The organism is Gemmatimonadota bacterium (assembly GCA_009838645.1).
Classification (GTDB): Bacteria; JAAXHH01; JAAXHH01; order JAAXHH01; family JAAXHH01; genus JAAXHH01.
This window is the reverse complement of record VXRC01000048.1, coordinates 44,383-58,530: the sequence shown is the minus strand read 5'-3', so window position 1 is coordinate 58,530 and position 14,148 is coordinate 44,383. Positions and strand designations below refer to the sequence as shown.

At 64.7% G+C, this 14,148-nt stretch carries 14 protein-coding genes; 12 read left to right on the top strand and 2 right to left on the bottom strand.

The genetic code is table 11. From position 1 onward, the window contains the following. Window positions 1–8: 8 nt before the first annotated feature. From F4Y38_13725 to F4Y38_13690, 8 genes are all read left to right on the top strand, one after another. Window positions 9–1,346 carry a signal recognition particle protein gene (locus F4Y38_13725; protein ID MXY50343.1) on the top strand — a complete coding sequence of 446 codons (1,338 nt, stop codon included), beginning with the start codon at window positions 9–11 and terminating at the stop codon, window positions 1,344–1,346. A 15-nt stretch (window positions 1,347–1,361) separates the two neighbouring features. Next, the gene (gene rpsP, locus F4Y38_13720) at window positions 1,362–1,646 is read left to right on the top strand and encodes a 30S ribosomal protein S16 (GenBank protein ID MXY50342.1); all 285 of its coding nucleotides are present in this window, start codon (window positions 1,362–1,364) and stop codon (window positions 1,644–1,646) included. An 85-nt stretch (window positions 1,647–1,731) separates the two neighbouring features. Then, complete coding sequence (gene rimM, locus F4Y38_13715) at window positions 1,732–2,244, top strand: 16S rRNA processing protein RimM (GenBank protein ID MXY50341.1); 513 nt, start codon at window positions 1,732–1,734, stop codon at window positions 2,242–2,244. Between the two features lie 11 nt (window positions 2,245–2,255). Beyond that, entirely contained in the window at window positions 2,256–3,056 is an 801-nt protein-coding gene (gene trmD, locus F4Y38_13710) for a tRNA (guanosine(37)-N1)-methyltransferase TrmD (GenBank protein ID MXY50340.1), read from the top strand. A gap of 38 nt (window positions 3,057–3,094) precedes the next feature. After that, entirely contained in the window at window positions 3,095–3,439 is a 345-nt protein-coding gene (locus F4Y38_13705) for a 50S ribosomal protein L19 (GenBank protein ID MXY50339.1), read from the top strand. A 2-nt stretch (window positions 3,440–3,441) separates the two neighbouring features. Continuing rightward, window positions 3,442–4,086 (top strand): ribonuclease HII, encoded by a 645-nt coding sequence (locus tag F4Y38_13700; protein MXY50338.1) that lies wholly within the window; start codon window positions 3,442–3,444, stop codon window positions 4,084–4,086. 126 nt (window positions 4,087–4,212) lie between these two features. Next, window positions 4,213–4,587, top strand: coding sequence for a YraN family protein (locus tag F4Y38_13695; GenBank protein ID MXY50337.1), 375 nt, complete (start codon window positions 4,213–4,215; stop codon window positions 4,585–4,587). Between the two features lie 85 nt (window positions 4,588–4,672). Then, window positions 4,673–5,872: a hypothetical protein gene (locus F4Y38_13690; protein MXY50336.1), complete on the top strand. Its 1,200-nt coding sequence runs from the start codon at window positions 4,673–4,675 to the stop codon at window positions 5,870–5,872. 46 nt (window positions 5,873–5,918) lie between these two features. Here the strand turns inward: F4Y38_13690 and pyrC are convergent, their stop codons facing one another. Then, window positions 5,919–6,926: a dihydroorotase gene (pyrC, locus tag F4Y38_13685; protein MXY50335.1), complete on the bottom strand. Its 1,008-nt coding sequence runs from the start codon at window positions 6,924–6,926 to the stop codon at window positions 5,919–5,921. Between the two features lie 78 nt (window positions 6,927–7,004). Further along, window positions 7,005–8,087 carry an aminomethyl transferase family protein gene (locus F4Y38_13680; protein MXY50334.1) on the bottom strand — a complete coding sequence of 361 codons (1,083 nt, stop codon included), beginning with the start codon at window positions 8,085–8,087 and terminating at the stop codon, window positions 7,005–7,007. 232 nt (window positions 8,088–8,319) lie between these two features. Here F4Y38_13680 and F4Y38_13675 point away from each other — a divergent pair, with 232 nt between their 5' ends. From F4Y38_13675 to F4Y38_13660, 4 genes are all read left to right on the top strand, one after another. Then, on the top strand, window positions 8,320–9,918 hold the full coding sequence (locus F4Y38_13675) for a glycine--tRNA ligase (GenBank protein MXY50333.1): 1,599 nt from the start codon (window positions 8,320–8,322) through the stop codon (window positions 9,916–9,918). 86 nt (window positions 9,919–10,004) lie between these two features. Beyond that, a complete protein-coding gene (locus F4Y38_13670; GenBank protein ID MXY50332.1) occupies window positions 10,005–11,177 on the top strand; it encodes a Gfo/Idh/MocA family oxidoreductase in 1,173 nt (390 codons plus the stop codon). Window positions 11,178–11,224: 47 nt separating this feature from the next. Further along, window positions 11,225–12,226: a sugar phosphate isomerase/epimerase gene (locus tag F4Y38_13665; GenBank protein MXY50331.1), complete on the top strand. Its 1,002-nt coding sequence runs from the start codon at window positions 11,225–11,227 to the stop codon at window positions 12,224–12,226. Window positions 12,227–12,332: 106 nt separating this feature from the next. After that, window positions 12,333–14,069: a peptide ABC transporter substrate-binding protein gene (locus F4Y38_13660; protein ID MXY50330.1), complete on the top strand. Its 1,737-nt coding sequence runs from the start codon at window positions 12,333–12,335 to the stop codon at window positions 14,067–14,069. The last annotated feature ends 79 nt before the right edge of the window (window positions 14,070–14,148 follow it).

Here is a 14,148-nt window from a genome sequence, read left to right as displayed (position 1 = left end):
TGGAGCGCATCTTGTTTGAAGAACTGACCGGCCGCATGGAAGGCATCGTCCGAAGTCTCCGCGGCCAGGGAAAGCTGACGGAAAAGAACATCGACGACAGCCTGCGGCAGGTGCGCCGCGCCCTGCTGGAAGCCGATGTGAATTTCAAGGTGGCCCGGACCTTCATCGACTCGGTCAAGGTAAAGGCCCTTGGGCAGGGCGTGCTCAGGAACCTCTCCCCGGGGCAGCAGATGGTGGGGATCGTCCACCAGGAACTGATCACCCTGATGGGCGAGGAAGCCGTCGAGGTCGCCGTCGCGGAATCGCCCCCGACCATCGTCATGCTGGCCGGCCTGCAGGGGTCCGGCAAGACGACGGCCACGGGGAAGCTGGCCCACCACTTCATCGGTGCGGGCCACAAGCCCATACTGGCCGCGGCCGACGTCTACCGTCCCGCGGCGGTGAAGCAGTTGCAGGTGCTCGGCGAACAGCTGGACGTGCCGGTCGTGGCCCTCGGGGACGGCCGGTCTCCCCTGGCCATCTGCAGGGTCGCCGTGGACCGCGCAGGCCGGGAGGACCGCGACGTCGTCATCCTGGATACCGCAGGTCGCCTGCACGTCGATGAAGAGATGATGGAAGAACTCCGCGGGATCCGCGAGGCGATTCATCCCCACGAAATCCTGCTCGTGGTGGACGGGATGACGGGACAGGACGCGGTCAACGTGGCCGAGGCCTTCGACCAGGACCTCGACATCGACGGCTGTATCCTGACGAAGATGGACGGGGACGCCCGCGGCGGCGCGGCGCTGTCCATACGGCAGATCACCCGGAAGCCCATCAAGTTCGTGGGCGTCGGCGAGAAACTGGACGCCCTGGAGGTGTTCCACCCCGAACGGATGGCGTCCCGGATCCTGGGGATGGGCGACGTGGTCTCCCTGGTCGAGCGCGCGCAGGCCGCCATCGACGTGGAGGAAGCGCGCAAGCTCGAAACGAAACTGCGCAAGCAGACCTTCGACCTCGAGGATTTCCGGTCGCAGCTCCAGCAACTGGGCAAAATGGGTTCCATGCAGGAACTGGTCGAGATGATGCCGGGTTTGAACAAGAAGGCGATGAAGGATATGGACATGGATGAGAAAGCGCTCGTTCGCATGGACGCCATTCTGAGTTCCATGACCAAACACGAAAGGGCGCGCCCCGTGGTCATCAACGGCAGCAGGCGCCGCCGGATTGCGCGGGGAAGCGGCACGAGCGTACAGGAGGTGAACCAGTTACTGAAACAGTACAACATGATGCAGAAGATGATGAAGCAGTTGAACCGGCCGGGCGCCCTCGAGCGGCTCGGCCAGAGTATGCTGCCTTTCAGGTAGCCTAAGGAGCGGAACATGGCAGTGGCCATACGGCTTCGCCGCACGGGAGCCAAGAAGAGACCCTTTTACCGGATCGTCGTTACGGACAACCGGACCCGCCTGGGTGGTAAGTACATCGAGAGCCTGGGTTACTACAACCCCATTTCGCCGGAACAGCTGGAGATGGACGTGGACAAGGCCGTCGACTGGCTCAACCGCGGCGCCAGGCCGAGCGAAACGGTGCGGTCTCTCCTGGTGAAGAGCGGCGCGATTCAGAAGTGGCGCGGCGACAACGAGGAGACGGCCGAAACGGCCGAGTGACCTGAAGCGGATCGGCCGCCGGTACGCCAGTGCGACCGAGAGCGTCGAAGCGGATCGGCCGCCGGTACGCCAGGGCGGGGTGTAATTGAGCGAAGACCGGATCAATATCGGATTCATCCGCAAACCCCACGGCCTCAAGGGCTACGTCCGCGTGGAAGGTTTGTCGGACGCTCCAGACCGGTTCGCGGACCTGGACCGGATCGGCGTGGAACTGCAGGACGGCCGGCGGGAGTCGCTGGAGATCGAACGCTGCAGCCGCGACGGGAACGGCTGGCGGATGAAATTCCGCGGGATCGATACGACGGAGCACGCGGAACGGCTCCGCGGCGCGTACATCCAGGTGCCCGAAGAAGCCGTCGCCCCGTTGCCCCGTGACGCGTACTATGTCTTCGAACTCGAAGGCTGCGCAGTCGTTTCCGACGAGGGCGAAGAGATCGGAATCCTTCGCGAGGTGATGTCCATGCCCGCGAACGACGTGTTTGTGGTGGACACGCCAAACGGGGAAGCGATGATCCCGGCGGTCCGGGAGATCGTGGTGGAACTCGATCCCGGCGAAGACAGGGTGGTCATTCGGAAGATCCCGGGGTTGATCTCGTAGCGGAACAGACCATGCGTATCGACATTCTTACGGCTTTCCCGGGTGTATTCGCGGGACCCTTCGGGGAGAGTATAGTGGGCCGGGCGTGCCGGCGGGACCTGGTGGACGTCTTCGTCCACGACCTGCGGGCGTTTACGACGGACCGCCACAAGACCGTCGATGACTATGCCTACGGCGGAAGTCCCGGCATGGTGCTCAAGGCGGAGCCCGTATTCAGGGGCGTAAGACATCTCCGGCGACAGGTTGACGCGTCGTCCCGGGCGTCCCGGGCTGACCAGGCTGACCAGGTTGACACGTCGTCCCGGACTGACCGCTCCCGTACCGTGCTGTTGTCGGCCGGGGGCAGGCCCTTCGTGCAGGATACGGCCAGGTCCTTCGCGGAACTGGACCAGCTGGTCCTCATCTGCGGGCATTACAAGGGCGTCGACGAACGGGTGGCCACGGGCCTGGGCGCCGAGGAGTACTCTGTGGGCGATTTCGTCGTCACCGGCGGCGAGATACCGGCCATGATGATCGCGGACGCCGTGATCCGTCTCCTGCCGGGGGTCCTGGGCGAAATGGCTTCCGCGGTCACGGATTCGCACTACGAAGGACTGCTGGGCAACGCCGTGTACACGCGGCCGGAGAACTACCAGGAGTGGCGCGTGCCCGAGGTGCTGCTTTCCGGGCACCATGGACGCATCGAACGATGGGAAAGGCAGGACGCCCTGAAGAAGACGTACCAGCACCGTCCCGAGTTGCTGGAAACCGTGGAATTGACCGGAGAGGATCTGACCTATCTGAGAACCCTTCAACGGAACGAAAACGGGTAGCACACCCGTGGTCGTTCGAAAGGACGGAAGTTTCAAACATGAACGCACTAGACACGATCACCCAGGACCAGTTGAGGACCGACCTGCCGGAGTTCCGTGCCGGAGACACCATACGGATGGAGGTCAAGGTCCGCGAAGGCGACAAGGAACGCGTACAGCTCTTCCAGGGCGTTGTTATCCAGCGGTCCGGCCACGGCATCGGCGAGACCGTCACGGTCCGCAAGATCTCGCAGGGGATCGGCGTCGAGCGCATCTTCCCCCTGCATTCGCCGTCGGTTGGTAAAATCCAGGTGTTGCGCAAGGGCAAGGTACGGCAATCACGAATCTACTACCTGAGGAAGCTCAAGGGCAAAGCCGCCCGGATCGCCGAGCGGCGCAACTGAGCATGGACAAGGGCGACGCGGAGCGGGAGAGACTCCGGGCCATGGCCCGCTTTGAACGGTCCCTCCTCGGTCATGACGCGCGGTCCGCGGCCGGTGTCGACGAAGCCGGACGGGGCGCGCTGGCCGGCCCCGTGATCGCGGCCGCCGTGATGTTGCCGGATGATGCCGTGATTCCGGGCCTGGACGATTCGAAACGCCTTACGCCCGCCAGGAGGGATGTCCTCTACGAAAGGATCACGGCCATTGCCACGGCCATCGGCGTCGGCCGGTCCGACCCGGCCGCGATCGACACCGTGAACATCCGCCGGGCGAATCTACTCGCCATGAAAGCAGCCGTGGAGGCCCTCTCGCCGCCTCCTGGCCATCTGCTCGTCGACGGGATAGACCCCATCGACTGGCAGGGCCCCCAGACTACAGTGGTGGGAGGCGATGCACGCAGCCTCTGCATCGCGGCCGCGTCCGTCATCGCGAAGGTTACGCGGGACCGGATCATGATCGCGTGCGACCCGGACTTTCCCGAATACGGCTTCGCCCGTCACAAGGGTTACGGCACGGCGGCGCACCTGGCCGCGCTCGAGGACCATGGTCCGTCGGCCGTGCATCGCCGCTCCTTCCTGCGGAAGAGATTCGATTTCACCTCCGTCTGACCACCGGCCCGCTTCATATGTACGGCAGGTCATCCCGCATAGCTTCCGCGTAGATCCCGCGTAGATCCCGTGTAGATCCCGCGTAGATCCAGGGCATTCATCCCAGGCATTCATTCCGAAGGCATTATGACCGCATCGAAGCAAGTCCTGGGCTCACACGGCGAGTCCATCGCGGAGACATTCCTGCGCCGGAAGGGCCACGCCGTGCTGGCCAGGAATTACCGGGACCCCGTCTCCCGGTGCGAAATCGACCTCATCACCCGGGACGGCGACGAACTCGTCTTCGTGGAGGTCAAGGCCGGAACCGGACACCGGTTCGGCGATCCTCATTCCTGGGTGGACGGGAGGAAACAGCGACATATCGCGCGGACCGCCCGCCGATTCCTGCAGGAAAGGAACTGGTACGAGACGCCATGCCGTTACGACGTCATCGGAATCGACCTCTCGCAGAATCCTCCCGGGGTAACGCACCTGGAGCACGCGTTCTGGAGTGCCGTCTGATGTGTTGCGACCACCTTGGGGCGAATCTGAGGCGGTGGTCCTCTCTTTGCGGGCGACCGGGCCTTGAAACTCCGGACGGGTTGTTATGCTGAGTTTACGCAAATCGCTGAAAATCCTCGTCGCGGCCGGCTTCCTGCTTTGGATCGCCGATGGATACCTGCTCATGCGGTCCGAGTCTCCCCGCCCTGCGCCGGACCCAGCGGCCGGCACCGCGGCCTCGACCGGACCAGGCGGCGGCGCGCGCTATTCCGGCGCCATTCACATGCATTCCACCTACTCCGACGGCGGAGGCTCGGTCGCGGATATCGTCCGGGCGGGGCAGAACGCGGGACCGGATTTCCTCGTTCTGACCGATCACGACACCATGCAACCCCTGCTCGACGGCCACCAGGGGTATCATGACGGCCTGCTCCTGCTGGTGGGTGAAGAGGTCAACACCAGCGCGGGCCACCTGCTCTCCCTCGGTGTGGGCAGAGATGTGAGTCAGGACGGCCCTCTGGGGCTCCCGGCGCTCGTCGAGGAAATCTCCGAATCGGGCGGCGTGTCCATCGCGGCCCATCCCACGGGCCGCCGGCCCTGGACCGACTGGACCCTGGAAGAGATGGACGGCCTGGAAGTGCTCAACGGGAACAGTGAATGGCGCGACGACAGTGTGCTGGAACTGTTGCGGGCCGTAGTTTTCCTGCCGTTCATGCCCGACGAGGTCTTCAACAGCCTCATCGACCGTCCCGACGAGGCCATCCGCCTCTGGATGCATCGCGTGCGGCGTCAGCCGGTGACCGTGATCGGCAGCCTGGATGCCCACGAGCGCATTAAGCTCTGGGGAGATCGCCACCTGTCCTTCCCCACCTATGAACGCATGTTCGGACTGATCCGGACTTACGTGATCACCGGCACGGAATTGACCGGCGACGCCGGGGTCGACGAGGAGATCCTGGTGAACGCGATCCACCGCGGCAGCTGCTACGTGGTGCTGGAAGGATACGAACCGGCTCCCGGTTTTTCCTTCGAGCTTACGATGGGGCCGGAGACAAAGTCCATGGGGGCCAGTGTCGCGTACCAGGAGGGTGGCCGTTTGCACGTGAACGCGCCGTCATCGGGACCGGTGCGCATACGTTTGTACAGAGACGGGGTGCCACTGATCGAGACGGAAGGTCATGAGTTGTTCGTGGAGGTCCCCGGTCCGGGGGTCTATCACACCGAGGTCTACCAGTTGCGCGGCACCCTGTTGCGCGGCGAGCGTCAGAGGCTCTGGATCATATCGAACGCCATCCGGGTGGAGTAGACTGCGGCGATCCTGCCTGCGGCCAGGCTCACACTTCCCGGTCCTTCTATCGTACCTCCGCCACATTCCAGTCCAGTTCCCGCCCAGGATACATGGGGATGACGTCGCCGTACCGCTCTGGGATGACCGCCCCGGCCTTCTCGAACACCACGGTTTTTACCGGCGGCTCGACACCGTAGATCCGCTTCGCGTTGTCCGAGACGAAGGCCTGCAGCCGGTCCAGCGCGCCGTGTTCTTCGAAGAGTCCGACGAGCATCTGCAGGGCGATGGGCGCGGTGAAGACCCCCGCGGCGCAGCCGGCGCACTCCTTTTTGTCGACCGGGTGGGGCGCGGAGTCGCTGCCGAAGACGAGCCCGGGGTGGGCATCGAGGGCCAGCGCGAGGAGCGCGTCGCGGTCTTCCGGCCGCTTGGCGATGGGCTTGCAGAAGAGATGGGGGTTGAGCAGACCGCCCGCCACGTCGTCCAGGGTGATCAGCAGGTGCTGCAGGGTGACGGTGGCGGACAGATTCTCGTGACGGTCCAGCAGTACGGCGGCTTCCCGGGTCGTGATGTGTTCCATGACGATGTGCAACCGGGGAAAGCGCGTGGCCAGGTCTTCGTAGACGGGTAGAAACGCCCGTTCCCGGTCCATCACGAAATCCGTCGTTTCGCCGTGCACCATCAGCCGGATACCCAGGTCCTGCATCAGGGCCAGGGTATCCTCCACGTCGCGGAGTTCGCCGACTCCATCCTCGCTGTGGGTGGTGACGCCCTCCGGGTACAGCTTGACGCCGATGATTCGGTCCTTCATCGAAGCCAGTTCGCTTTCGGTGTAGGGCCGCATGAACAGGGTCATGTAGGGTTCGAAGGCGTGGCGTTCCACGACCTCCCTGACTTCCCGTTCGTATCTGTCCAGCCGGTCGGGGTTGTCCACGGGGGGCACCAGGTTGGGCATGATGACGCCCCCGGAGAAGGTCTCCGCGCTCAGTGGCGCCACGCGCCTCAGCATGGCGCCTTCGCGGAAGTGGATGTGCATGTCCAGGGGGGAATGCAGGGAGAAGGTGGTGTTCGACATGGGATGTGGCTGGGATTCCGGTGTAACGCCTTCCGCAATTAAGGGCCGGGATCGTGCCTCAATATCCGGGGTCGTGCCTCAAGGATCGGGATCGTAGAAAGGCAGGTCCGCGATTTCGGCGCGGGCCGGGGCGCCGTCCACCTCGACTTCAAACGGTCCGCCCGACGCCATGGATCTCCGCCGGACGAATCCCAGCGCGATGATCCCGTCGACCGCCCGTCCGTGGACCGCCGTGGTGATCCACCCGGCTTCCTTCCCGTCCTTCCGGATCACGGCATTCCGCCCGGGCAGCGTTTCTCCTTCGACGACCATTCCCGACAGCAGGCGATTGGGACGGCCCCGGTGCTCCATCATCACGACGGGTTCCTGCCCGATGTAGCATCCCTTGGTGAAACTGACTGCCCGGTCCTTCACCGCCTCGTTGGGTATGATCCGGTCGTCCAGTTCCGCCGTGCAGCGGGGGATGCCCGCTTCCACGCGCAGGACCTCCAGGGTCTCGTATCCGATGGGCATGCAGGGGACGCCGTCTCCCTCGCCGGCGAGTAACGCCTTCCAGATTTCGTCCGCGCTATCGGCGGGGACGTAGATATCGTAGTCCCGTTCGCCGGTACGATGCGTCCGCGCAACGGTCGCGGGCACGCCGTTCCATTCGATCTCCGCGTGTCCGCCGGGTGTCAGCGGCGGCAGGGGGTCGGCCAGGCCGTGGATGCAGTCGTCCGCCCGCCTGCCGGACACGCCGATTAATCCGTACCGCTCGGTGACGTCCGTGATCTCGACGTCGTCCATGAGGGCGTACCGGTCGAGCGTATCCCGGAGCACGTCCGCCATCCCCGGTTCCACGTCGATGAGCAGGTCTTCACCGCGGACGTGGACCGTCATATCCGAGATGATCTTCCCCTGGGGCGTCAGCATGCACGCATAGACGCCATCTCCGGCACCGAGCTGCTCCACGTCGTTGGTCACCACGCGGTGCAGGAAGCGCTGCCGGTCCGCGCCGGTCATGCGCAGCTTGCCGCGGCCGGAGAGGTCGCTCAGGCCGGCGGCGGTCCGGACCGCGCGGTATTCGGCGGCGGCGTCCCCGTAGTGCAGCACGGCCGGCCGGCCCTGGAAGTCGCCGGCGACCGCGCCGAGATCGTCGTGGCTTATGGCCGTTTCATGCATCGACAGCACCGGGTGTCGGATCGGGGTTTTCGAAGCAGGGCGAAACAACCCTAAAACGCTATGTATCAATGCGCGGGGGCCCGGTTCCTGTCAATCTATATTTTAGGTGCGGCGAGGCCTTTTGGGTTGACACCGCACGAGGTTTTCGTTATGGTGAACGCGTTGTTTGCGGCGTGCCGGAAGCGCCGCGACGCCTGTCATCTCCGCATTGTACAAACCGGAAAGGACCGCGGTGGCCGCTGTCTCGCTGGAACAACTCGTCTCGCTCTGCAAGCGCCGCGGAATCATCTACCCGGGCTCGGAAATCTACGGCGGCCTGCAGGGTCTGTACGATTACGGCCCGGTGGGCGTCGAACTGAAGAACAACATCGTGGACTCCTGGTGGCGGCGCAACGTCTATGAGCGGGATGACATGGAGGGGCTCGACAGCGCCATCCTGATGAATCCGCTGACCTGGAAGTATTCGGGTCACGAGGAGACCTTCGTCGACCCCCTGGTGGACTGCCGCAAGTGCCAGGGACGGTGGCGCGCCGACCAGGCAGGGGATTCCTGCCCCGCCTGCGGGTCCACGGACCTGACCGAGCCGCGGCCCTTCAACCTGATGTTCAAGACGCAGGTGGGTCCGGTATCGGAAGAAGGGGCTTTTGCCTACCTGCGCCCTGAGACGGCCCAGGGCATCTTCGTCAATTTCAACAACGTCCTGACCACGACGGCGCGCAAGCTTCCCTTCGGCATCGCCCAGGTTGGCAAGGGGTTCCGCAACGAGATCAATCCCCGCAACTTCCTGTTCCGCGTCCGGGAATTCGACATGCTGGAGATCGAGTTCTTCGTCCATCCCGGTACCGAGGACGAATGGCAGGATCGCTGGCTGGAGGACCGGCTCGCGTGGTGGGAACACATCGGCGTCAGCCGGAACAACATCCGGATCCTCGACGTGCCGCGGGAGGATCTCGCCCATTACTCGAAGAAAACATATGACCTTATGTACCGGTATCCATCCCTCGGCTTCGAGGAGCTGGAGGGCATTGCGAGCCGGACGGACTTCGACCTGGGCTGCCACACGCGGTACCAGGAACAGTACGATCTCACGGCGCAGGTCGCGGAAAATCCGTCCAGCACGACGAGGCTTTCCTATTTCGATCCGCATGCGAACCGCCACTTGATCCCCTTCGTGGTCGAACCGTCGGCGGGGGTCGGCCGCTGCCTGCTGGCCGTGCTCAGCGAAGCCTACGACGAATCCATGGTGAAAGCGCCGCCCGAAGACAAGCTTGCCGGCGCCAAGGGAGGGCTTGACACCTTCAACGCTTCGGTCGCGAAGAACAGCAAAATGCCGGACGAAACGCGGGAATCCCTGCTGGCCTTCGGGGAGGCGATCGCCGGCGAGCTGCCCGAAAGCATGCCGCGCATCGACGCGCTCCTGGCCATGACGGGCGCGGACCGGATCAAGGAGGGCAAGACGCTGCGGAACCTGTCGCAGAAGGTCATCGGCGACCACTACCGGACGGTATTGCGGCTCAGGCCCCACCTGGCCCCGGTCAAGGTGGCGGTCTTCCCGCTGAAGCGGACCGACGACCGGCTCGCCGAAACAGCCCGGGACATCCGAAGGTCGCTGCAGTCCGGGGGCAGGATTCGGACGGTGTACGACGACACGGGCGCCATCGGTAAGCTCTACCGGCGCCAGGACGAAATCGGCACGCCGCTCTGTGTCACGGTCGACTTCCAGACCCTCGACGACCAGGCGGTTACGGTCCGAGACCGGGATACCATGGCGCAGGACCGGGTGGCCATCGGTGAGCTGAAAGATTACGTAGAAGAAAAGCTGGCTTCCTGAACCGGACCGCCCCGGCGGAGGACGTGACCGCCCCGGCGGAGGACGTGACCGCCCCGGCGGCGCTAGAGACGAGAAAGGAGCATTGCATGGCAAGCAACATCAACGTGGGCCTGGTAGGTTATTCGTTCATGGGCAAGGCGCACAGCCACGCCTTCAAGGACATGTCTTTCTTCTTCCCGGACGCGGCCGGCGTGCCGGTCATGAAGGCCATTTGCGGGCGGAACGAGGAGAACGTGAAAGGCGCCGCCGCCGAGTTCGGCTGGGAAGGATACGAGACCGACTGGAAGACGCTGATCGCCCGCGACGACATTGATCTCGTCGACGTTTCGACACCGGGCGACAGCCACGCGGAGATCGCCATCGCCGCCGCCGAAGCGGGCAAGCACGTCTTCTGCGAAAAACCGCTGGCCAACAGCCTCGAGGAGGCCCGCGCCATGGCCGAAGCCGTGAACCGGGCGGGCGTGAAGAGCATGGTGGCCTACAACTACCGCCGGGTGCCCGCCGTCGCGCTGGCGAAGCGGCTCATAGAGGAAGGCCGCATCGGCCAGGTGTACCATTGGCGCGCCGTCTACCTGCAGGACTGGATCATGGACCCCGATTTCCCTCTGGTGTGGCGGCTGCAGAAGGAGAAGGCCGGCTCGGGTCCCCACGGCGACCTGAACGCCCACATCATCGACCTGGCCCGGTATCTCATCGGCGAGATCACCGAAGTGACCGGCATGCAGGAGACTTTCATCAAGGAGCGTCCCATCGTGGACGAGATCGATTCGGCCCTCGGCGCGAGCGCCGGCGGTTCCACGCGGACGGGACCGGTGACCGTGGACGACACGACCCTGGCGCTGGCCCGATTCGAGAACGGCGCCGTGGGCTCCTTCGAGGCCACGCGCTTCGCCGGAGGACGGCGGAACGGAAACCGATTCGAGATCAACGGCAGCAAGGGTTCCATCGCCTTCAACCTTGAGAAGATGAACGAACTCCAGTATTACAACCGGGAAGACGAGGACCACGTGCAGGGATTCCGCGAGATCATCGTGACCGAAGGCGCCCACCCCTACATGGACCGGTGGTGGCCGCCCGGACACATCATCGGATGGGAACACACCTTCATCCACGAGGTGTACGATCTCATGCAGGCCATCGCCGGCGCCGACGACAATCTCCATCCGGATTTCGACGAAGGCGTCCGGGACCAGGCCGTGCTGGAAGCCGTTTCGCTGTCGGCCGAGAACGGCAGCTGGGTCCGGATCGCCGACCTGTAGGCCTCCGACCAGTAGGCCGACTATGAAACCGAAAGGAGCAGTCAATCATGTCTCGTCCCGTAACGCTTTTTACCGGCCAGTGGGCGGACCTCACCCTCGACACGCTCGCCGGGAAGGCGGCGAGCTGGGGATTCGACGGTCTCGAACTGGCCTGCTGGGGTGACCACTTCGATGTGAATCAGGGCGCCGAGAGCAAGGCGTATTGCGAGGACCGCCGGGCGCTGCTGGACAAGCACGGTCTGCAGGTGTTTTCCATCAGCAACCATCTCGCCGGTCAGGCGGTCTGCGACCTGATCGATGCCCGCCACGAGGCGATCCTGCCCCCCCATGTCTGGGGGGACGGGGACCCGGAAGGCGTACGCCGGCGCGCGGCCGAGGAGATGAAGCAGACCGCCCGGGCCGCCGCGAACATGGGCCTCGACGTGGCCAACGGGTTCACCGGCTCGTCGATCTGGCACCTGCTCTACTCCTTCCCGCCCGTGGACCCTTCTTCCATCGATGCGGGATACGAAGACTTCGCGGCGCGCTGGAATCCGATCCTGGACGTGTTCGACGAGGTGGGCGTGAAGTTCGGCCTGGAGGTGCATCCCACGGAGATCGCCTTCGACATCTCCTCGGCACAGCGGGCGCTGGACGCCCTGGACCATCGCGAGGCCTTCGGATTCAACTACGACCCCAGCCACTTCGGCTACCAGGGGGTGGACTACGTCGAGTTCATCCGGACCTTCAGGGACCGCATCTACCACGTGCACATGAAGGACGTCTGGTGGTCGGAACGCCCGACCCGTGCCGGCGTCTTCGGCGGACACGTGAACTTCGGCCATTCCGACCGGTACTGGGATTTCCGGTCCCTCGGCCGCGGCAGCATCGATTTCGAGGAGATCATCCGCGCGCTGAACGAGATCGGGTACCAGGGTCCCCTCTCCATCGAGTGGGAGGACAGCGGCATGGACCGCGAACACGGCGCCGAGGAAGCCTGTGCCTTTACGAAGGGCGTCGATTTTCCTCCTTCCGACGTGGCCTTCGATGCCGCCTTCGCCGAAGAATGACCAATCAGCCCGCGGCGACCGGCAGCACCGGACCGCGTGGCAGGTGGGCGTTCCGCTGCAAAGCGGCGTACGCTTCGAGGCGTAGCGACGAGCGCGTCATGACGCAATGGCCCGCGGCGACCGGGAGGGCACGATGGGAGGACGGAACTACGCCTTGATCTGCGCCGCCGCGCTTGTCGCGACGGCCTGCGGGTCACCGGGCGACGAGTCCGGCGACGGGACGCAGACCTCGCGCGTCAATTCGGTGGGGCGGGAACTGCCGGCGGACGCCGCCCCGCTCAGCGAGCAGTACATCCGGCTGAGCATGCTGGAACCGTCCACCCTGGACGTGGGCATCTCCCTCTTCGACGCCCAGTTCAACGCCTTCCTCTTCGAATCCCTGCTGGTCTTCGACGAAGACATGGAGATCAGGGGCGCGGCCGCCGAGTCCTGGTCCGTGGCGGACGACCACGTGACCTGGACTTTCAGGATCCGCGCGGGCGCGAAGTGGAGCGACGGCCGGCCGGTGACCGCCCACGATTTCGAATGGTCCTTCCGCCGGCTGCTCGATCCCGCGCACGCCAACATCTTCGCCTACTTCTACTACCCGATCAAGGGCGCCCGGGCGTTCAACACGGGACTGACGAGCGATCCGTCGACCGTCGGCGTCCGGGCCGTGGACGACCGCACGCTGGTGATCGAGACCGAAGAACCGTGCTCACACTTCCCCTACATCCTCACCTTTTTTACTTCCGTACCGGCACCCCGGTGGCAGGTGGAGAAATACGGGTTAAGGTGGTCCGAGCCGGAGTACTGCGTGTCCAATTCCACCTGGCGCCTCGCGTCCTGGGACAAGAACGTCAGCATGACCTACGCGCTGAATCCCCATTACAACGGACCGTGGAAGGGATACCTCGAACGCATCGAGTTCACCTTCATCCTTCCGGGCTGGCGGGGACTGCCGGCCTATGAAAACGGCGAGTTCGACCGGATCGGCGTCATGGGTCCCGACTACCATCACGCGCGCATGGATCCCGTCCTGAGCCGCGAGTTGATTACCTATCCGAACTTCGGTACGTACTATACGATCTTCAGGACCCGCGAGCCGCCCTTCGACAACATCCGGCTGCGCCAGGCCCTGGCCCACGCCATCGACCGTGAATCCATCTGCAACGTCGTTCTCGGCGGCGCCGCCACGCCGGCCTACGGCATGCTGCCGAAGGGCTTCCCGGGGTACCAGGCGGACCGGATCCGTACGTACCAGACCTTCGATCCGGAACTGGCCCGGCAGCGACTGGCGCAGGCCGGCTACCCCGGCGGCAAGGGGCTTCCCCCGCTCGAACTCTGGGTGCGGGGCCAGCCGCCGACGCCCGATGAATGGAACGTGGTCGTCGCCATGCAGCAGATGTTCGAGGACCACCTGGACATCGAGGTGAACCTGCGGCAGCAGTCCACCAACGCCTTCAACGCCTTCATGCGCGACCACGAGATCCCGTGGGGTTTCCTCTGGTTCAACATGGACTACCCGGACCCCAGCGACATGATCGCCGTTCCCTGGCGCTCCCAGCCCGCGGGATCGGGCCGTCAGGACTGGAAACACGACGGGTTCGACCGCCTGGTAGATGCCGCCGCACGGGAATTCGACGAGGAGAAGCGCGTCGCCATGTACCAGGACGCCGAGGTGATCCTGGCCGAGCAGGCCGCGGGCGTGTTCCTGCACAACATGGTCAACGCGACCCTTAGCAAGCCGTGGGTCCTGGGTATCGAGGAAAACCGGTTCGGCGACCGGCGGTGGAGCGGTTTCGCGCCGGCATTCTCCACCCTGTACATCGGTGAACTTGGGCTGGAATCCGGCCGGCGTTAGGGTTCGGTGCTCCGGCAGGGCTTGGTGTTTGAGATCGGCGCCCCGGCAGGGCTCGGTGCTGGAGGATTCGGCGCGAAGT

Excerpts from the sequence above, each read along its gene's own strand:
- F4Y38_13695 (MXY50337.1), top strand. The coding sequence starts at position 4,213 with ATGACCGCATCGAAGCAAGTCCTGGGCTCACACGGCGAGTCCATCGCG.
- F4Y38_13700 (MXY50338.1), top strand. The coding sequence starts at position 3,442 with ATGGACAAGGGCGACGCGGAGCGGGAGAGACTCCGGGCCATGGCCCGC.
- F4Y38_13705 (MXY50339.1), top strand. The coding sequence starts at position 3,095 with ATGAACGCACTAGACACGATCACCCAGGACCAGTTGAGGACCGACCTG.
- rpsP (MXY50342.1), top strand. The coding sequence starts at position 1,362 with ATGGCAGTGGCCATACGGCTTCGCCGCACGGGAGCCAAGAAGAGACCC.
- F4Y38_13660 (MXY50330.1), top strand. The coding sequence starts at position 12,333 with ATGGCCCGCGGCGACCGGGAGGGCACGATGGGAGGACGGAACTACGCC.
- F4Y38_13680 (MXY50334.1), bottom strand. The coding sequence starts at position 8,087 with ATGCATGAAACGGCCATAAGCCACGACGATCTCGGCGCGGTCGCCGGC.
- F4Y38_13670 (MXY50332.1), top strand. The coding sequence starts at position 10,005 with ATGGCAAGCAACATCAACGTGGGCCTGGTAGGTTATTCGTTCATGGGC.
- trmD (MXY50340.1), top strand. The coding sequence starts at position 2,256 with ATGCGTATCGACATTCTTACGGCTTTCCCGGGTGTATTCGCGGGACCC.
- F4Y38_13665 (MXY50331.1), top strand. The coding sequence starts at position 11,225 with ATGTCTCGTCCCGTAACGCTTTTTACCGGCCAGTGGGCGGACCTCACC.
- F4Y38_13690 (MXY50336.1), top strand. The coding sequence starts at position 4,673 with ATGCTGAGTTTACGCAAATCGCTGAAAATCCTCGTCGCGGCCGGCTTC.
- pyrC (MXY50335.1), bottom strand. The coding sequence starts at position 6,926 with ATGTCGAACACCACCTTCTCCCTGCATTCCCCCCTGGACATGCACATC.